The sequence below is a fragment of the Nocardia sp. CA-136227 genome (genome assembly GCF_050955695.1).
In the GTDB taxonomy this organism is placed as follows: domain Bacteria; phylum Actinomycetota; class Actinomycetes; order Mycobacteriales; family Mycobacteriaceae; genus Nocardia.
On record NZ_CP192081.1, the window covers coordinates 6,639,154 to 6,656,388 of the forward strand.

The following is a 17,235-nucleotide window of genomic DNA, read 5'->3' on the forward strand; positions in this document are numbered from 1 at the left end:
TGCCGTCATTGTGCGCGGGCAGTCTGGAAGAAACGGCCTTACGAACATGCCGGGGAGGATGTCCGTGCACATCTCGCGAGTCGCCGAATACGCCAGGGCGGACCATGTCCTGTTCCACTTCAGCGACACCCACCTGATCGCCGCCGACACCGAGCTGTACGGCGCGGTCGACGCGGAGGCGCGACTGTCGACGCTGCTGGGCCAGGCCGAGGCCAGCGGCATCGCCCCGACCGCCATCGTCTTCACCGGCGACCTCACCGACCAGGGCGAGCCCGGCGCGTACCGCAAACTGCGGGACCTGGTGGAGCCGTGGGCCGAACGCATCGGCGCCCCCGTCGTCTGGGTGGCGGGCAACCACGACGAGCGCGGCGCCCTCCGCGAGCACCTGCTCGACGAAACCCCTTCCGCCGCACCGTTCGACGCCGTCCACCTGTTCGACGGCCTGCGCGTCATCGCCCTCGACACCACCGTCCCCGGCCACCACTGGGGCGAGATCACCGATGCCCAATTGACCTGGCTGCGTGACGTTCTCGCCGAACCGGCCCCCTTCGGCACCATCCTCGCCATGCACCACCCGCCCATCCCCTGCGTCCAGGACCTGGCCGTCCTGGTGGAGCTCCGCGACCAGCGCCGCCTGGCCGACGTCCTCGACGGCACCGACGTCCGCGCCATCCTCGCCGGCCACCTACACCTGTCGAGCACCGCCACCTTCGCCGGAATCCCCGTCTCCGTGGCGTCGGCGACCTGCTACAGCCAGGACATGTCCGCCCGCGACGGCGGTCAGCGCGGCCGAGACGCCGCCCAAGCCTTCAACTACGTCCACATCTACCCGGACACCATCGTCCACTCGGTGGTCCCCATCGGCCAGGGCCCCACCGTCGGCCAACCCGCCGACCCCGACCAGGCCGCCGCCAAACTCGCCGCCGCCGGCATCGTCATCCCACCCGCGGCCCGCATCCCCCACGTCCTCCGCCACCCCTCCGAAGCCCCCGAATCCGACGGAGAATCAATCCTCTGACCGCTCCCCGCGAGCCATCGGGCAAGGATTTCGAGTAGTCGGGTACTCGCGCTAGCCGGGCGCCTCGACACGAGGATTACCCGCAATCGGGTTGGCAGTACGCGATGTGTTGCCTTACTTCACAGATTGCGGGGGAACATCCATGACCAAGAACATGCGCCTCGGCATCATCCGGGCTCGACACGACACCGCCGTTCCGGTCATCCCCGATGCCGCGTGCATCGCCATGCTCATGACCGGTGAGCACGCGGTGCTGAAGTACTGGATCAACACCACCCGTGGCCATCTGGACTTCATCGACTCACCGATGTTTCCGTGGGTCGACATGGCACTGGGCGCCGACACCAGCCGGGCGGCACAGGCCAAGGCCGCAGTGGACGCACTGGTCGCCAAGTTCCCCGATCCCAACCCGCTGGCCGGCTTGGACGGTCTGATCGTGCTCACCCACCCCGGAGCGGCCACCTTCGGGGCAGGCGCCACCAGCGCCGCCGGTTTGCCCGTCGCGGTCCTGTCGGCCGCCTTCAGCAATCACACTTTCATGTGCCACGAGACCGGTCACGTGCTCGGGTTCCAGCACAGCTTCGGGCTGGACAACAATGGCACCGACTGGAACCCCAACGACGCCACGATCATCGTCGGACCCGAATACGGTTCCCCCTACGACCTGATGTCCTCGGCGTCGTTCGGCAGCCGGTGGCTGGGCGCGGGGCCGACCTACTCGGCGTCGCCGACCTTCGTCGGACCGAGTATCCCCGCCTGGCCCAATGCCGGCGCCTTCTCCATGGGACCGCATCTATCGCGGGCGAACCTGCACCTGCACATGCCCGATGCCTTGGCCGGCCGGGTCATCGAGAAGGCCTTCCCGCCGCCCGGGGCGACTGTCGCCGCCCGGCTGGTGCCGGCCTCGGCCGCCACCGGCACGTGCCTGCTGATCCTGCATCCGCCGGGTGAGCCCCCGACCGGCGCGGGCCGGGTGTATGTGGAGTACCGCGTCCCGGAGGGGTGGGACGCGGGACTGGATCCGGTCGGCCCCAGCCTGTCTCGCTCCGGCGTGGTCGTGCACTCGCTCGTCGATCAGCCGAACGCGGGTCCCCGCGTCTGGTACCGCGGCAGCATCCCGACGGTGTCGGTGGACCGTGACGTCACCGTCGCCATGACCCCGTTGGTCGTGCGCGCCGACGGTGTCGACGACGGCTGGGTCGACGTCGCGGTCACCGTCGGTGCCGAGCGCCGGGTCGAGATCGTGCGGGGATATCACTCCGACGACATGGTCGGTGTCATCGGAGAACTTCAGCAGTCGATCAGCCCCTGCGGCGACCCGATCCGGAAAGGCTCGTTCGCGACCGCGACAACCGACCAGTTCGACGTGCGCACAACCGGTTTCGGCGGGGCCGGCGTTCCTGTCGCCGCGGCGCCCACCGTCACCTGGACGGTGGGCGGGGTGCCGGTGACGGGGCCGAACGGACAGGTCGACGTTCCCGTCGGCGACGTGACCTACCCGGTCGACTACACCATCGACCCGGTGGTGTTCGAGTTGCAACTGACCTCCCGGGGTGGGGAGCGCTACGAAACCCCGGTCGTGGTCACCGTCGCCGGTGACGGCGCCAGCGCCACGGCGAGCACGACGTTCAGCGCCCTGGGTTGGTTCGACGGCATCCACCCCGAGGACGTCGAGATTCTGGGCGACTGCCTGCGGCGGATCGCCGACCGCTATCACGTCGCGCCGCCGCCGTTCCGCAAGCCCAGTCCCGATCCGCCGTGGGCGCCACCGATGCTGCGACGCCTGGCCGACGTGCGCTGGTTCGACAAGGCGGTGCGACTGCTCGAGGAGCTGCCCGTCCTGGAGGCCGAGGGCCGCGACGCACTTCTGCAGATCGTGTCGTCACAAGTCCAGCCCGTCCCCAGCATGCTGGATCGGCTGGGAGCGGACAGCATCGATTTCAGCGTGCCGGAAGTCGAGCTGACCGATTGGCTCGGCAATCCCGACTTCACGCCGTACCCGGCGCTGGCCGGAGCACTGCTGAAACTGTTGGACGGCAACCAACTTCGACGCCCGGTGTACCTGGATGTCATCGTCTTCAACTACGAGCAGACGCCGGGAATCGCCTCACCGCGAAGGGTGGAGGACGTCGACATGCACGTGTTGGAGACGGCCGTCGTCGACGGGTCGAACGATCGCTACGGCGAGGCGGTGTCGAATTTCGGGGAGCTGCTCGGCTCCGGCGGCGGGTAGCCGAACCCCGAGGGCTCGATGGTCAGGGGGTCGGGCGGGGCCATTCGATGTGGGTCGGCTGGGACGGGCCGTCGTCGTCGGTGCTGAAGTCGGCGCTGGGGTTGAAGAAGCTCCAGATGATGCCGAGGACGAGGATGACCCAGAGGAGGATTTTGCCTGCTTGGGAGACCAGGAGCGGGCGGGTCGGGGAGGCGGGGGTGAAGCCGGGGGGCAGGGTGGCGCCGCCCTCGGGGGTGGGGCCGTCGCCGAAGACCTGCTTGAGGTAGGTGGGGGTGAGCATGAGCCAGTAGGCCTCGGTGCGGATCTGGACTCGGAGGACCGCCGACGTCGCTTGGAAGAGGGCGGCGGGCATGCGGCCGGTGATGAGGACGATCAGCCAGACGATCGGGGAGATGACCATCCAGCCGGTCGAGAGCCAGGTGGCGAGGAGCTGGATGGGGAAGCCGAGGATGAAGCGGAAGAGGACGGCCCAGCGGTTGAGGCGGGTGGGGGCCGGGAAGAGTACGCGCACCGGGTAGTTCACGTCGACGTCGACGGTGAACGGGGGGTACTCGTCGACCAGCAGGTAGAGGTAGCCCTCCACGCGGGCCGCGTAGGCGACCGTCCAGCGGAGGTAGTCGGCGCACCACTGGGGCAGGGCGCCGGTGATCAGGGCAGCGAACCAGCCGATGATGGCCACCACGAACTGGCCGAGGAACAGGATGAACAGCACGAACAGGTGCGGGATGGCGAGGATGAAGCGGATCAGGACGGTCCAGCGGCGCTGCTGGGCGGGCGGGAAGACATCCAGGTCGACGCTGGGCTCGAGCATCGGCTGCGGCGGCGGCATCGACGCCGGCGGCATCGGCGGGTATTCGACCATGATCGCGCCCTCGCTTCCAGATCCGTGATCGGCGGAATGTGACGTTTCCTGGTCAGCGTCCCACATGAATCAAGGAGCGCGCCGAGGGCGCGCTCCACGAATTCAGGGCAATGGAATGGGAATCGGAACGATCAGTTGATCTTGACGCCGAGGCCGTAGTCGAGGGTGCGGTGCTGCGGCGAGGTCACCACGACCTCGTAGGAGCCGTTCACCGGCAGGGTGAACTTGGCCCACTGCTGCCCGGAGGTCAGGGTGCCGGTCGGGCCCTTCACCGTGACCACCACGTCCGACCAGTACGGGGCCGCGCTGACGATCATCGTCTGCCCGCCCCGGGCGTCGAGCTTGTAGTGGTCACTGTCGAACCCCTGCAGGTGGCCGCTGACGAAACCGTTGTCGGAGCCGTAGGCGAAATGGATCTGACGGGTCTCGTCCGCGGCGGCCGAACCGGTGCCCAGAATGGTGGCGGCGGAAGCGGCGGCGAGAACGGCGGAGACGATGAACTTCTTTTTCATGCCGTAAGCGTCGACCCCGGCACCAATCGGATTCCAACAGAAGACTATTGGCCCGAGATCCCGCCGCCACCGGTCACCAGTTGGGCGGCGCGGAGATCCTCGACCCGAACTCCTCCTCGTACCAGTCCTCGTGAGTCAGCGAGTCCGGATGCCCGGCCTGCTCCTCCGCTGCTCGCGACTCCGACCACGCCCGCTGCGCATCGAGCTCCTGCCGCTCACCTCGCGCCCACATCTCCGCGTACTCGGGAGGGAGCGGTTCACCACCGCTCAATGGTCACTCCCGCAGATACGAGTTCGCTTGTCGAGGTAGTCGTTCTGCAGTTGTTTGCCGATATCGGCGCCTCCATCCGCCTTATTCAGCAGCTCGGTGACGCTCGCCCGGTTGACGTTGGCCTGACTTTCAGTCCCGTTGTTGATCACATCCCATGGTTTGAGGTTTTCGCCGTCGAACAGGTTGGGGTACTGCTGCTTCAGGTTCGGCTGTATCTGCTGTTGGGCCAGGGCGTCATAGTTCCAGTGCACGAAATCCGGCCAAGGCTCGGAACACAACGGCGGATGCTCGGCGACCGGTGTTTCCTTCTTCTCGGTGCACGCTGCCGTCACCGCCGGGATCAGCACGATCACCATCGTGGCGATGATTCGGCAGGTCGACTTCGCTCGTCTCATATCCCTTCACTCCTACTTGTCGGAGCGACCGGGTAGGCCCGCGGCTGCTTTGCCGTATGCATCGCGCATCTGCTGACCGCTGTCGACTTCTCCGTCCAGCTTGTTCAGGAGCTCAGTGAGGCCAGCTCTGTTGCGATTTGCCTCGCTGTCGGTCCCGTTGTTCAAGATGTCCCATGATTTGAGTCGACCATCGTCGAAGAGGCTCGGATACTGTTGCTGCAGTTGCGCAGGAATCTGCGCCTGGCTGAGGATATTGTGGGTACGGAATACATCGTCCGGCCGCGTGAGCATGGGGTTTTCACCCGCATGGGGTTTGGGTCCGATCATCGATTCCTTGACCGGATCCGTTTGCCCGTCCATAAGATCCCAGGTGATGTCACCGGCCAATGGCAGCCGCTTGACCGAAATCGCAGCAACAGACTTACCGGTATTGAACCATCGTTCCTTGCGATCATAAGCATCTTGGGCTGCCTGGTTCTGGTCTGCGACGCGATCCTTCGCCTCGTCGAGGAGTCCGCCATCGATGAGACCGTCGATCCGACCCGCAGTCTCCAGATGCGTAGTTGCTTGTGGCACACCAATGTTGTGCGCAAACTCAACCTCGTTGGCGCGCGCCAGTTTTGCCGCGTTTTCGGTGAAGGTCTTGCCCGCCTCGTCATCTGTGTACATCAACGAGAAGACGTGCCGCGAACCGCGATAAGAGCCATTCCCGTCAGGATCGAGCCAGCTTCTCCCATCATGCCTGGACTGGTCGAATCCGATCACGTCCGGCCGATCCGCCCCTGCCAGTTCTTCGATGTACGGGCTCATGCTGGTCGAGAGCTGGCGGACCAGCAGGGGGTTGCGTTCACCGGCGGACTGACTGTTGTCGCCAGCCAGGTTCGCGAGGTGCTTCCAATGTTCTTCGTCGGCAGTGTATTTTGCGACAGCGCTCATGATGTTGCCCTCTCGCTCAGCGGATTTGACATCGATCTTGTCGTTCGGGTTCTCGACGGTTGCGGCGTTGTCGTCGAAGGCGAAGAGCTTGGCCGCTGCCTGGCCGTCGTCGTACCAGTCGCGGCTGAGGGTGTTGCCGATGAAGCGCTGGCCCTTGTCGCCGTCGGTGACTATGTCGCGGACGGCGTCATCACCGCCATCACCTCGACCGGCCGAGTCACCCTCTGCAATGGCGAGTGCTTCTCCCCCACCCACCTGACACCCGGAACCAAAGACGCCGCACGCTACTTCGAGAAGCTCAACCGCCTGTCCGGCGTGACGAAGTCGGCCCGCAAACCATGAAGCGGAACAAACCCGGTCCGCAGGACTACGCGTGTCGCACCGCGAGTACGAATGAAATCGACTGTCAGCCATGGACGCGCCATAGGTTGCCCCAATATGGCTGAGCCGCCGAACAATCCGCACGACGCCTACTTCCGGCGAGTCCTCGAGCAACCCGCCAACGCTGCCGGGGAGCTGCGGGCCGTACTCCCGGCCTCCGTGTCAGCCCGCGTGGACCGGGACGCACTGCGCCTGCAGCCGTGCAGCTATGTCTCACCAGCGCTGCGCTCACGCTTCAGCGATCTACTGTTCCGCACCTGGAACCGCTCATCGAACGACTCGGTCCCCACGCTAGGGAGGTCATCATGACAACCGCAGATCGCCTCCGCGCGGAGGGCGAAGCGCTGGGTGAGGCCAGAGGAGAGGCGAGAGGTGAGCTCCGGGGGCGAGCCGAGGCCCTGCTCGAGCAATTGTCTCTGAAGTTCGGGAAGTTGCCGGCGGCCGTGGTTGCCACGGTGCGCGCAGCGGATTCGGCACAGCTGCGTGCGTGGTCGGCACGCGTGCTGACCGCCCGCAGCCTCGACGAAGCGATTCGGTGATGGCTCAGTCCGCCGCGAGGTAGCGTTCCACGGTTTCGACCTTGCCGGTCATCGCGCCGGTGACGCCCGGGCGGATATCGGCCTTGAGTACGAGGCTGCAGCGTGGGGCGACCGCGGTGATGGCGTCGGTCGCCTGTTTCACCACGGCCATCACTTCGTCCCATTCACCCTCGATGATCGTGAACATCGAGTTGGTTTCGTTGGGGAGGCCGCTCGCGCGCACGATGCGGACGGCCTCGGCGACGGCGCGGCCCACGTCCGCGCCGACGCCCATGGGTGTCACCGAAAAGGCGACGATCATACGTTCACGCCATAGTCGCGGGCGATCCCGGCCAGGCCGGAGGCGTAGCCCTGGCCGATGGCGCGGAACTTCCACTCGGGGCCGTGGCGGTAGAGCTCGCCGAAGACCATGGCGGTTTCGGTGGAGGCGTCCTCGGTGAGGTCGAAGCGGGCCAGCTCGGCGTTGGTGACCGCGTCGATGACGCGGATGTAGGCGTTGCGGACCTGGCCGAAGGACTGGCGGCGGACATCGGCCTCGTGGATGGAGACGGGGAAGAAGATGTTGGTGATGGTCGGCGGCATGGCGGCCAAGTCGACATTGATCACCTCGTCGTCACCGTCGCCCGCGCCGGTGAGGTTGTCACCGGTGTGCTCGATGGTGCCTTCGGGCGAGCGCAGGTTGTTGTAGAAGATGAAGTGCGCGTCCGACAGCACCCGCTGATTGGATCCGCAGGCCATGGCACTCGCGTCGAGGTCATAGTCGGCACCGGTGGTGGTGCGCACATCCCAGCCCAGCGCCACCGCGACCTTGGTCAGATTCGGGGCCTGTTTGGACAGCGAGACATTTCCGCCCTTGGCCAAGCTGACAGACACACGATCTCCTTCGATCTCAGTTGCGGTCGGCCGCCATTGCTTTGAGCGTCGCGACCCGATTCTCCAGATAGCGTAGTTCGGTGTCGTCGAGGACGGTGCGCTGAATTCCCGAGATCACCGCGAAAGCCGACTGACGGTGGTCGTCGATCACGTCGACGGTCAATTCCACCGCCACGTAATCGTCCGCGCCGGGCAGCGGATCCGCGACCACCTTGCCGGTGCCGCGGGCGCACAACGCCACATTGCCGCCGCCCAGGATGAGCAGCGCCAGCTCCGGCCGCTCCCGCAGCCGGGCCAGCGAGCCGCGGTCCGACTTGAGGCTGAGCAGGATTCGCCGGTCGCCGGCGCGCACCGGCCAGGAGACGGGAATGGCGTGCGGGGCGGGATCGGTGGTCACCAGCACCGCGATGGTGTCCAGCGGCCACTCGGGTAGAACGTCCAGTTCGGGGTGGTCGGGTTGCGTGTCCGTCGAGGGCTCCTGACGTTCCCGGGCGTCGGCTACCATCTGTGTCCCCTCACCATCTGGGTTCGCACAGCGGGCTGGACTGCGCTGCCCGCAAGTGTATGCCGTTGCCGCACTGGCCCGCTGGTCTCCGAAGCGGGCCCCGGGCCTGCCGGATAAGGGTGTTTCGTCCGTTACGACTGTGAAAACACCTCTGGACCTGCGGGGAAACAGATTGACGAGAAGCGATAACGGTTGCATCATTCGTAACAGTCCCTCGACTCGACGAGGTCACGCGAGTAGCCGGCCGATGACCGCCCGGTGAAGTTCGCCTGTGGAAACACGCCCCGTATCACCCGTCCGCCCCGTTCTTCTGATTGCGCAACAGATTTCACGGCGTGTACCGGCCCGGGCGTGTCCCGGGCCGGTAGGCGGCTGTGCCGGCGTGGCCGCCGCAAGACGTGAGGTGAACGGCCCCGAAGAGAGCGGAGATGGCGATGGTGGACATGGGTGCGGGACAGCAGCCGGAGATGACGGAGACGGTGGGGCGCGCGACGGTGGCGAATCTGGCGGTGTCCGAGGCGGTCATCGACGATCTGCGCTACCTGCGCTCCGAATTGACCGCCGCCGAGGTTCCCTACCTGCTGGTTCGTGACGCCGACCATCGCCTGGTGCTGGCCGTGGACACCGGTCACAGATCCGCGCTCAGGCGGGTGCTGGGAGCGGCCATGGTTGCCGGATTCTCCTGTAATGAGAAGCCACACAACGTCTTCCGGCTCGGTCGAGACCTGGACCCGGCCCATCACGTGGAGATCGAGCTGTGGGAATACCACGGCGACACCGTGGAATGCCCGCGCCCGAATGCGCTGACCCGCATGGTCTTCGACCTCGCCGACGTGGAGCCCACGACCGTGCTGCTCTACGACGCCAGCTGGCCCACCCTGGCCGGGATGTTCACCCCCAACCCCGCCGATGTCGGCTTCGACATCGACATCGTCTTCTCCTGGGTGGACGGTTCCGACCCCGAATTCCGGGCCCGCCGTGCGGGAATGCTGGCGCAGGTGGTGGTCGGTGAGGGCGACGAGGCCGACGCCCGCATCCGTCAGATCGACGAACTGCGCTACGCGCTGCGCTCGGTCCGCAAGAACGCGCCGTGGATCCGCCGCATCTTCATCGCCACCGATTCCCGCGTCCCCGACTGGCTCGGCGACGATCCGCAGGTCACCATCGTCCGCGCGGTGGACCACTTCTCGGATATCAGCGGCCTGCCGATCTTCAATTCCCATGCGGTGGAATGCCAATTGCAGCACATCGACGGTTTGTCGGAGCATTTCCTCTATTCCAACGACGACATGTTCTTCGCGCGCCCGGTACGCCCGTCCATGTTCTTCACCCCCGCGGGCATCAGTCGCTACATCGAGGCGGGCACCCGCATCGGCCCGGGCACGAACAACGAACGGCGCAGCGGTTTCGAGAACGCGGCCCGCGTCAACCGCGCCCTGCTGTCGGCGCGCTTCGGCCACGTCATCACCCGTCACCTCGAGCACACCCCGGTTCCCTTGCGCCGCAGCGTGCTGCTGGAGATGGAGCAGGTCTTCGCCGAGGACTTCGCCCGCACCCGCGCCAGCCGCTTCCGCGCCGCCACCGACATCTCGGTCACCAATTCCCTCTACCACTACTACGCCCTGCTCACCGGCCGCGCCGTCCCGCAGGAAGCGGCGAAGATGCGCTACGTCGACACCACCAGCTACACCGGTCTGGCCCTGCTCGACGGGCTGGAGAAACGCCGGAACGTGGATTTCTTCTGCCTCAACGACGGCAGTTTCCCGGAGGTCCCGGAGGCCGAACGGGTGCGGGCGGTCTCGGAATTCCTGGAATCGTATTTCCCGGAGCCGGCGCCGTGGGAGAAGCCGGACGCGGTCACCCTGACGGCCTTCGAATCGGGCGCGGCCTGACCGGGCCGGCGGCCGCGCCCGAGACGGTCAGAGCACGTACGGGTTGAAGGCGCACACCAGGTTCGGATGGCCGGCCGGGTCCAGGGCGCGCAGCGCGATGGAGACCGCCCGCGGGGAGTACATCATCGACAGGTGGTCGGAGAAGTCGATCCCGCAGCCGTCCTGCAGGGTCACATTGCTGACCGTCGCGCCGGGCCCGGCGGTCAGGAAGGTGGCGTCGTACGGCGTCGAGACCTCGTCGTTCTTGGTGGCGACACTGGTGTAGTGAACCCTCGAGACGGTATCGCCGCCCGCGTTGAGTTTCGCGTAGAAGCTGGATCCGGCGACTTGCTCGATGAGCCCTTCACCGACGAGCAGCTGGCTGAATCCCAGTGCGTTGAAACCCATATCGGTGATGCGCCGTCCCAGGGTGGCGATGCCGTCGAGGCTGGTGCCGTGGTGGGTCGCGCCGAAGGTGATCAACTGATCCACCTTCGCCGCGCCGCCGCCGAACTTCAGGTATTGGTCGGCCACGGTGCCGCCCTGGGAATGCCCGATGATGTCGACCTTCGTGGCCCCGGTCGACGCGAGCACCTTGTCGACGAACACGGCCACTTCCTTGGCCGACTCCTCCATGGGCGCGACGCCGTTGACGCCGGGCACCAGCGCGCCCAACCCGCCCTGCTGCACCAAACCCTCCTGGCCGTAATTCAGTGCATAGACACAGAATCCGGCCTGCTTGATCTTCGGTGACATCCGAGCAAAGCCGTCGTAGGCGTTCATCCAGGACCCGTGCAGCAGCACCACCGGCTCGGGATGCGCGGCCGTGGGCTTGCAGTTCCAGTCGTTGGCGCCCGCCGGGGCCATGTTCTCGTTGGCCAGCGAGAAGGTGAAAGCGGCCAGGGTGTCGGTCATCTCGGGGCCGTTGCCCGAGGGAATGGTGGAGTGCGGCGCGCTGGCGATCCCGGTGTCCGCGAGCGCTTTACCGGCGGTCTTCACGCCGGAATTGATGGCGTCGACGAGATTCTGGATAGTCCGCGGGGTATCGGCGCGGGCATCCATCGCACCGGTGCCGGTCCCGACGGCGAGGGCGGCCACGCCCATGATCGCCGCGGCGACGCGCATCCGTATCCGTTTGCTCGTAGTCATCTGTCGTCCTTCCTGCAGGTGCCGGGCTTCGCTGCCCGAACCTGGATGCAGAAAGTAGAGGGGTGACCACGGCGGCTACGCGTGCTTGCGGACAGGTTCTCCGTTCCAACAACGCCGCGAAACCCGCGGTGTGAGAATCGTCAACCCGTCGAAAGACCGAGGCCGGTCAGGAGATGCGCTGGCGCAGCCAGGCGGGGATCTCGTCGCCGGCTCGCGGGTAGGTGGCGAGTTCGCGGCGGCATTCGTCGGGCTCGGGAATCGGGAGCCAGTCGGGAATTTCCTTGAAGGACAAGGTGAATTGCGCCTTGGTGGAGTCGGCGCGGAGCAGGACCTGGCCGCTGAGCCAGGTGCCGGTCATCTGGTCATAGCAGACTTCCTTGAGGCGGTTGAGCAGCATGAGCACTTCCTCGGAGGGTTGTAGCTCCTCGGAGGGAACGCCGGACTCGGGGACCTCGGGGACGGGTTTGCCGGACAGCTCCAGTTGCAGTCCCGCGTGGCCGTCGTCTCCGACCAGGGAGAACCACAGCACCGCGAGGGTCCAGCCGGTGGGTAGCTCATCGGTGAGGGCGCTGACCAGGGCGCTCTCCACCATGTCGCGATCGGCCGAGCGGGGCGCGACGGGCGGTTCGGGGGCAGCGCCGGGAACGTCCTCGACGGTTCTGACCACCAGGCCGGGACAGTTTTCGCGCATGACCTCCACGACCGCGGGCACCGGCACGGGTAGGCGTTCGGCGACGATGTACAGCGGGCGGTCGACCTGGCGGCGGGCGATCACATCGCCGAGCGCCCGGACCCGGTGCCGGAACTCCTCCGGATCACGCAGCACCACTTCGGCGAAGAGTTCGGTGCGCCCGCCCTTGCGTAATCGGCCGACGCCCAGCCGGATCCGCTCCACCTCGCTCCACGCCACGTGCGGGAAACCGCGATACGTGAAGCCGTGATCATTGAGCAGCAGCGTCGGCTGCGGGCGGAACAGATCGTCGGCCATGGTGTAGACGCCGAAACCGAACACCGCCATGAGCACTCCGGCCACGACCCGCATGACCGGATGTTCCGCGTCGTTGAACACCACGAAACCCGGTAGCACCGTCATCACCAGGAAGAACACCAGCGCGACGATCGCACCCGTTCTCCGCGGGTAGTACTCGGTGATCGATTCGCGCCCCGAAGCATGCACCCCTGTGACGCTAGCCGAAACCGGCCCCGCGCAACACCGCCGTTATCGCCCGGCATCGCCACCGCTATGCCGAATTTGCCGGGAATCACCATGATTCCAGGTCCGTCCGCTCGGCGGGTCAGCCGCGCGGCCAGTACCGATGCCAATCCTCGGCGGTCAGCGCGTCGCGCGTGCCTCGATCGAATTCCGCGGCGTCCTCGGCGGCGCGCACCGTGGCGGCGAAGTCGAGAGTGGCCTTGCGCAGGCGTTCTTCGGCGCTGTCGGGCCCGCCGAGCTCCACGACCCGCAACGCGGCCGGAATCAGCTCCTCCGGTAAACCCGCCTTGATGCCGCGCGAGCGCACCTTCTCCGCGAGCGCCAGCGCGGGCTGCGCCATGGCGATCCCGTCGAGGCAGGAGCGCCGCGCCTTCTCGGCGGATTTCCGCTCCTCCCAAGCCTTTTCCTGCGCCGCGATCTTCTCCGCCACCGACGCGCCGGGAGCGGTGAAAGCGTCGAGCGCATCACTCAGGTGCGGGCTGCGGTGCACCAGCTTGGCGACCAGCGCCGCCGCCACCTCCGCGACCGTGAATTCGCCTGCGGCCTCGGCGATCCGGGAGTGGAACAGCACCTGCAGCAGCAGATCGCCGAGCTCCTCCTTGATGGTCTCGGCGTCCTCGTCCTGGATGGCGTCGAGCAGCTCGTAGGTCTCCTCCAGCAGGTAGGGGCGCAGCGAATCGTGGGTCTGCGTCACCTCCCAGCCGCCGAAGTTCCACAGCCGGTCCATCACCTCGACGGCCTCGCCCAGCGCCTCGGTCATGCGCGCGGTATCGGCCGCGGTCTCGGCGGCGACGCCCTCCCCCGACGTCATCGGTCGGCCATCACCTCGGCCGGAACCCGGACATCCACGGCGCCGGGCGCCTTTCCGTCCAGGGCCAGCAGCAGATCGGCCACGAACTGCAGCACCTGGACGTCACGGACGCGGGCCGCGCCGACACTGTCCTCCACCCGCGGCAGCGGCAGCTGGACGATGCCGGTGGCCGCGCGGTAGGTGGCGTTCGGGTAGAGCCGCTTGAGCCGCAGCTGCTTGGAGTCCGGCAGTTGCAGCGGCGACACCTTCACCGTGGTCCCGGTGACGCCGATCTCGGCGATCGAGTAGGCGCGGGCCAGCAACCGCAGCTTGGCCACCGACACCAGGCGGCCCACCTCCACCGGCAACGGCCCGTACCGGTCCACCAGCTCCTCGACCACGGCCGACAGCCCCGAATCGTCCTGGGCGGCGGCGAGTTTGCGGTACGCCTCCAGGCGCAGACGATCGGAGGTGATGTAGTCCGGCGGGATATGCGCGTCCACGGGCAGGTCGATGCGCACCTCCTTGATCTCCTCGTCGACCGAGATCGGGCGGCCGTCGGCGGCGGCGCGATACGCCTCCACCGCCTCCCCGACCAGGCGCACGTAGAGATCGAAGCCGACACCCGCGACATGGCCGGACTGTTCGGCGCCCAGCACGTTGCCCGCGCCGCGAATCTCCAGGTCCTTCATGGCCACCGCCATACCGGCGCCCAGATCCGAGTTCTGCGAGATGGTGGCGAGCCGGTCGTAGGCGGTCTCGGTGAGCGGCTTCTCCGGCGGGTACAGGAAGTAGGCGTACCCGCGTTCCCGGGACCGGCCGACGCGGCCGCGCAGCTGGTGCAGCTGCGAAAGGCCCAGGGCGTCGGCGCGTTCCACCAACAGGGTGTTCGCGTTGGAGATGTCCAGACCGGTCTCGATGATGGTGGTGCACACCAGCACATCGAATTCCCGCTCCCAGAAGCCCTGCACGGTCTTCTCGAGCATGTCCTCGTTCATCTGCCCGTGCGCGACCACCACCCGGGCCTCCGGCACCAAGTCGCGAATCTTCTTGGCCGCCTTGTCGATCGACGACACGCGGTTGTGCACGTAGAACACCTGGCCGTCGCGCAGCAGCTCACGGCGGATGGCCGCGGCCACCTGCTTGTCGTTGTAGGCGCCGACATAGGTGAGGACGGGATGCCGTTCCTCGGGCGGGGTGAGGATGGTCGACATCTCGCGGATGCCCGCGAGCGACATCTCCAGGGTGCGCGGAATCGGCGTGGCGGACATGGTCAGCACGTCGACGTGCGTGCGCAGCGCCTTGATGTGCTCCTTGTGCTCGACGCCGAAACGCTGCTCCTCGTCGACGATGACCAGGCCGAGGTCCTTCCAGCGCACGCCCGTCTGCAGCAGCCGGTGCGTGCCCACCACGATGTCGACATCCTTGGTGGTCATGCCCTCCAGGATCTCGCGCGATTCGGCGCCGTCGGTGAACCGGGACAGGCCCTTCACCACCACCGGGAATCCGGCCATCCGCTCGGTGAAGGTCTGCAGATGCTGTTGCGCCAGCAGCGTGGTCGGCACCAGCACCGCCACCTGCTTGCCGTCCTGCACCGCCTTGAAGGCCGCGCGCACCGCGATCTCGGTCTTGCCGTAGCCGACGTCACCGCAGATGACGCGGTCCATCGGGACCGCCTTCTCCATATCGGACTTCACCTCGGCGATGGCCGAGAGCTGGTCGACGGTCTCGGTGAACGCGAACGCGTCCTCCATCTCCTGCTGCCACGGGGTGTCCGGGGCGAAGGCGTGACCGGGCGCGGCCTGGCGGGCGGCGTAGAGCTGCACCAGCTCGGTGGCGATCTCGCGAACCGCCTTGCGCGCCTTGCGTTTGGTATTGGCCCAGTCCGAACCGCCCAGCTTGGACAGCGACGGCATCTCGCCGCCGACATAGCGGGACAGCTGGTCGAGGGAGTCCATCGGCACGAACAGCCGGTCGCCGGGCTGGCCGCGCTTGCCGGGCGCGTATTCGATGACCAGGTACTCGCGGCGCGCGCCGCCGATGGTGCGCTCGATCATCTCCACGAAGCGGCCGATGCCGTGCTGATCGTGCACCACCATGTCGCCCGCGGTCAGGGCCAGCGGATCGACCTGATTGCGGCGACGGGCGGGCAGCTTCTTGCCCTCGCCGGGCGCCGTGACCCGGTTGCCGGTGAGGTCGGATTCGGCGATCACCACCAGTTTCGCGTCGTCGAACACCACGCCGTCGTGCAGCGAACCGCACAGCACGCCGACCAGTCCGCGGACCGGTTCGGCGCCGGCCTCCAGCGCAGCGGCGGGCACCTCGGCGTCGGCGAGACGTTCCAGAATGCGTTGCGCCGTACCGTGTCCCGCCACCACGATGACCGCGCGGCCGCCGGTGGCGACGTGCGCGCGCAGCGAGGCGAAGATGGTGGCGACCAGTTCCTCCGAACCGCGCGCGGAGGCGGCGGCCAGCACCGGCAGCACGATCTCGTCCGGGGCGTCGGCGGCCAGCGGGCTCAGCGTCCACCACGGCAGGCCGCGGCGGTCGGCGTCGGCGCGCACCACGTCCAGGCCGCGATAGCCGGAGGCGGCCAGGTCCAGGCCGTGCGCGCCCAGCGGCGCGGCCCCGCCGAAGGAGGCCGCCGTCCACGACGCCTCCAGGAATTCCTGCCCGGTGCGCACCAGGTCGGCGGCACGGGTGCGGACCTTCTCCGGATCGCACAGCAGCACATGGGTTTCCGCGGGCAGCGCGTCCACCAGCAGCTGGAGTTCGCCGGGCTGCAGCACCGGCAGCAGCGCCTCCATGCCCTCCACCGGGATGCCCTCGGCGATCTTCTCCAGCATCTCGACCAGCGCGGCGTCGGCCTGATTGTCGGCGGCCACCTGGGCGGCGCGCTCACGCAGGGCGTCGGTCAGCAGCAGTTCGCGGCACGGCGGCGCGACCACCAGATCGATCGGCACCTCGTGGATGGACCGCTGGTCCTGCACCGAGAAGGCGCGCAGTTCGGAGACCTCGTCACCCCAGAACTCCACGCGCACCGGATGATCCGCGGTGGGCGGGAAAAGGTCCAGAATGCCGCCGCGGACCGCGAATTCGCCGCGCTTGCCGACCATGTCGACCCGCTCGTAGGCGAATTCCACCAGCCGCGTGAGCAATTCGTCGAAGTCGAACTCGGCGCCGGGTCGCAGCACGATCGGCTCGACCTCCCCCAGCCCCGCCGCCATCGGCTGCATGAGCGAGCGCACCGTGGTCACCACCACCCGCAGCGGCCCGGTCACCCCCGGATCCTCCGGATGCGCCAGCCGCCGCAAAACCTGCATCCGCCGGCCCACGGTGTCCGCCCCCGGCGAGAGCCGCTCATGCGGCAGCGTCTCCCAGGACGGGAACAGCGCGACCGAATCGCCCAGGATCTCGGTCAGCTCCGCGGTCAGATCATCGGCCTCACGCCCGGTGGCCGTCACCACCAGCAGCGGCCGATGCCCGGCGACGGTCGAGGCCACGAAAGGCCGCACCGCCGACGGCGCGACCAGCCTGGCCTCCGCGCGCCCGATCAGGCTCGCGACCTGCGTCAACGCGGCGTCGGCACCCGCCACCGCAGCAAGTCCCGACAGAGGCGGACGATCGGTGGTCATGGGGAGACTCCTCGGCGCAGAATCAGCGTTTCAGACGGCCAACCGAGTCTAG

The 17,235-nt window shown here is 67.4% G+C and carries 17 protein-coding genes; 5 read left to right on the top strand and 12 right to left on the bottom strand.

Translation table 11 applies throughout. From position 1 onward, the window contains the following. Nucleotides 1–64 precede the first annotated feature (64 nt). Nucleotides 65–1,018 carry a phosphodiesterase gene (locus ACQP06_RS30880; protein WP_433668309.1) on the top strand — a complete coding sequence of 318 codons (954 nt, stop codon included), beginning with the start codon at nt 65–67 and terminating at the stop codon, nt 1,016–1,018. A 142-nt stretch (nt 1,019–1,160) separates the two neighbouring features. Then, entirely contained in the window at nt 1,161–3,251 is a 2,091-nt protein-coding gene (locus ACQP06_RS30885) for a hypothetical protein (protein ID WP_433668311.1), read from the top strand. 22 nt (nt 3,252–3,273) lie between these two features. Here ACQP06_RS30885 and ACQP06_RS30890 read toward each other — a convergent pair whose 3' ends face one another. From ACQP06_RS30890 to ACQP06_RS30910, 5 genes are all read right to left on the bottom strand, one after another. Continuing rightward, nucleotides 3,274–4,113 (bottom strand): DUF4389 domain-containing protein, encoded by an 840-nt coding sequence (locus ACQP06_RS30890; RefSeq protein ID WP_433668312.1) that lies wholly within the window; start codon nt 4,111–4,113, stop codon nt 3,274–3,276. Between the two features lie 131 nt (nt 4,114–4,244). Then, on the bottom strand, nt 4,245–4,625 hold the full coding sequence (locus ACQP06_RS30895; RefSeq protein ID WP_433668314.1) for a hypothetical protein: 381 nt from the start codon (nt 4,623–4,625) through the stop codon (nt 4,245–4,247). 73 nt (nt 4,626–4,698) lie between these two features. Continuing rightward, a complete protein-coding gene (locus ACQP06_RS30900) occupies nt 4,699–4,896 on the bottom strand; it encodes a hypothetical protein (protein WP_433668316.1) in 198 nt (65 codons plus the stop codon). Continuing rightward, nucleotides 4,893–5,252, bottom strand: coding sequence for a hypothetical protein (locus tag ACQP06_RS30905; protein ID WP_433668318.1), 360 nt, complete (start codon nt 5,250–5,252; stop codon nt 4,893–4,895). Before ACQP06_RS30905 ends, ACQP06_RS30900 begins: the two co-directional genes overlap by 4 nt. Nucleotides 5,253–5,303: 51 nt before the next feature. Beyond that, nucleotides 5,304–6,482 carry a hypothetical protein gene (locus ACQP06_RS30910; protein WP_433668320.1) on the bottom strand — a complete coding sequence of 393 codons (1,179 nt, stop codon included), beginning with the start codon at nt 6,480–6,482 and terminating at the stop codon, nt 5,304–5,306. Nucleotides 6,483–6,665: 183 nt separating this feature from the next. Between ACQP06_RS30910 and ACQP06_RS30915 the strand changes: the two genes are divergently transcribed. Together ACQP06_RS30915 and ACQP06_RS30920 are read left to right on the top strand one after the other, a co-directional pair. Then, on the top strand, nt 6,666–6,917 hold the full coding sequence (locus tag ACQP06_RS30915; protein WP_433668321.1) for an Rpn family recombination-promoting nuclease/putative transposase: 252 nt from the start codon (nt 6,666–6,668) through the stop codon (nt 6,915–6,917). After that, nucleotides 6,914–7,147: a hypothetical protein gene (locus ACQP06_RS30920; RefSeq protein WP_433668323.1), complete on the top strand. Its 234-nt coding sequence runs from the start codon at nt 6,914–6,916 to the stop codon at nt 7,145–7,147. Before ACQP06_RS30915 ends, ACQP06_RS30920 begins: the two co-directional genes overlap by 4 nt. Before the next feature lie 4 nt (nt 7,148–7,151). Here ACQP06_RS30920 and ACQP06_RS30925 read toward each other — a convergent pair whose 3' ends face one another. The 3 genes from ACQP06_RS30925 to ACQP06_RS30935 are packed head-to-tail and all read right to left on the bottom strand — an operon-like array spanning nt 7,152 to nt 8,525. After that, nucleotides 7,152–7,448, bottom strand: a complete 297-nt coding sequence (locus ACQP06_RS30925; RefSeq protein WP_433668325.1) for an MTH1187 family thiamine-binding protein — start codon at nt 7,446–7,448, stop codon at nt 7,152–7,154. Further along, nucleotides 7,445–8,020: a TerD family protein gene (locus ACQP06_RS30930; RefSeq protein ID WP_357091978.1), complete on the bottom strand. Its 576-nt coding sequence runs from the start codon at nt 8,018–8,020 to the stop codon at nt 7,445–7,447. Before ACQP06_RS30930 ends, ACQP06_RS30925 begins: the two co-directional genes overlap by 4 nt. Before the next feature lie 16 nt (nt 8,021–8,036). Next, complete coding sequence (locus ACQP06_RS30935; protein WP_433668327.1) at nt 8,037–8,525, bottom strand: hypothetical protein; 489 nt, start codon at nt 8,523–8,525, stop codon at nt 8,037–8,039. A gap of 443 nt (nt 8,526–8,968) precedes the next feature. Here ACQP06_RS30935 and ACQP06_RS30940 point away from each other — a divergent pair, with 443 nt between their 5' ends. Continuing rightward, a complete protein-coding gene (locus tag ACQP06_RS30940) occupies nt 8,969–10,417 on the top strand; it encodes a stealth family protein (protein ID WP_433673481.1) in 1,449 nt (482 codons plus the stop codon). Between the two features lie 27 nt (nt 10,418–10,444). Here ACQP06_RS30940 and ACQP06_RS30945 read toward each other — a convergent pair whose 3' ends face one another. From ACQP06_RS30945 to mfd, 4 genes are all read right to left on the bottom strand, one after another. After that, complete coding sequence (locus tag ACQP06_RS30945) at nt 10,445–11,545, bottom strand: lipase family alpha/beta hydrolase (protein WP_433668328.1); 1,101 nt, start codon at nt 11,543–11,545, stop codon at nt 10,445–10,447. 166 nt (nt 11,546–11,711) lie between these two features. Beyond that, nucleotides 11,712–12,722 (bottom strand): hypothetical protein, encoded by a 1,011-nt coding sequence (locus ACQP06_RS30950; RefSeq protein WP_433668330.1) that lies wholly within the window; start codon nt 12,720–12,722, stop codon nt 11,712–11,714. 118 nt (nt 12,723–12,840) lie between these two features. Continuing rightward, complete coding sequence (locus ACQP06_RS30955) at nt 12,841–13,518, bottom strand: MazG family protein (RefSeq protein WP_433673482.1); 678 nt, start codon at nt 13,516–13,518, stop codon at nt 12,841–12,843. A 47-nt stretch (nt 13,519–13,565) separates the two neighbouring features. Then, nucleotides 13,566–17,183, bottom strand: a complete 3,618-nt coding sequence (mfd, locus tag ACQP06_RS30960; RefSeq protein WP_433668332.1) for a transcription-repair coupling factor — start codon at nt 17,181–17,183, stop codon at nt 13,566–13,568. Between the last annotated feature and the right edge of the window lie 52 nt (nt 17,184–17,235).

What these genes read in the sequence shown, in the direction of transcription:
- ACQP06_RS30885 (WP_433668311.1), top strand. Translation starts at nt 1,161, where the DNA reads ATGACCAAGAACATGCGCCTCGGCATCATCCGGGCTCGACACGACACC.
- ACQP06_RS30890 (WP_433668312.1), bottom strand. Translation starts at nt 4,113, where the DNA reads ATGGTCGAATACCCGCCGATGCCGCCGGCGTCGATGCCGCCGCCGCAG.
- ACQP06_RS30895 (WP_433668314.1), bottom strand. Translation starts at nt 4,625, where the DNA reads ATGAAAAAGAAGTTCATCGTCTCCGCCGTTCTCGCCGCCGCTTCCGCC.
- ACQP06_RS30905 (WP_433668318.1), bottom strand. Translation starts at nt 5,252, where the DNA reads ATGGTGATCGTGCTGATCCCGGCGGTGACGGCAGCGTGCACCGAGAAG.
- ACQP06_RS30915 (WP_433668321.1), top strand. Translation starts at nt 6,666, where the DNA reads ATGGCTGAGCCGCCGAACAATCCGCACGACGCCTACTTCCGGCGAGTC.
- ACQP06_RS30920 (WP_433668323.1), top strand. Translation starts at nt 6,914, where the DNA reads ATGACAACCGCAGATCGCCTCCGCGCGGAGGGCGAAGCGCTGGGTGAG.
- ACQP06_RS30925 (WP_433668325.1), bottom strand. Translation starts at nt 7,448, where the DNA reads ATGATCGTCGCCTTTTCGGTGACACCCATGGGCGTCGGCGCGGACGTG.
- ACQP06_RS30935 (WP_433668327.1), bottom strand. Translation starts at nt 8,525, where the DNA reads ATGGTAGCCGACGCCCGGGAACGTCAGGAGCCCTCGACGGACACGCAA.
- ACQP06_RS30940 (WP_433673481.1), top strand. Translation starts at nt 8,969, where the DNA reads ATGGGTGCGGGACAGCAGCCGGAGATGACGGAGACGGTGGGGCGCGCG.
- ACQP06_RS30945 (WP_433668328.1), bottom strand. Translation starts at nt 11,545, where the DNA reads ATGACTACGAGCAAACGGATACGGATGCGCGTCGCCGCGGCGATCATG.
- ACQP06_RS30955 (WP_433673482.1), bottom strand. Translation starts at nt 13,518, where the DNA reads ATGACCGAGGCGCTGGGCGAGGCCGTCGAGGTGATGGACCGGCTGTGG.
- mfd (WP_433668332.1), bottom strand. Translation starts at nt 17,183, where the DNA reads ATGACCACCGATCGTCCGCCTCTGTCGGGACTTGCTGCGGTGGCGGGT.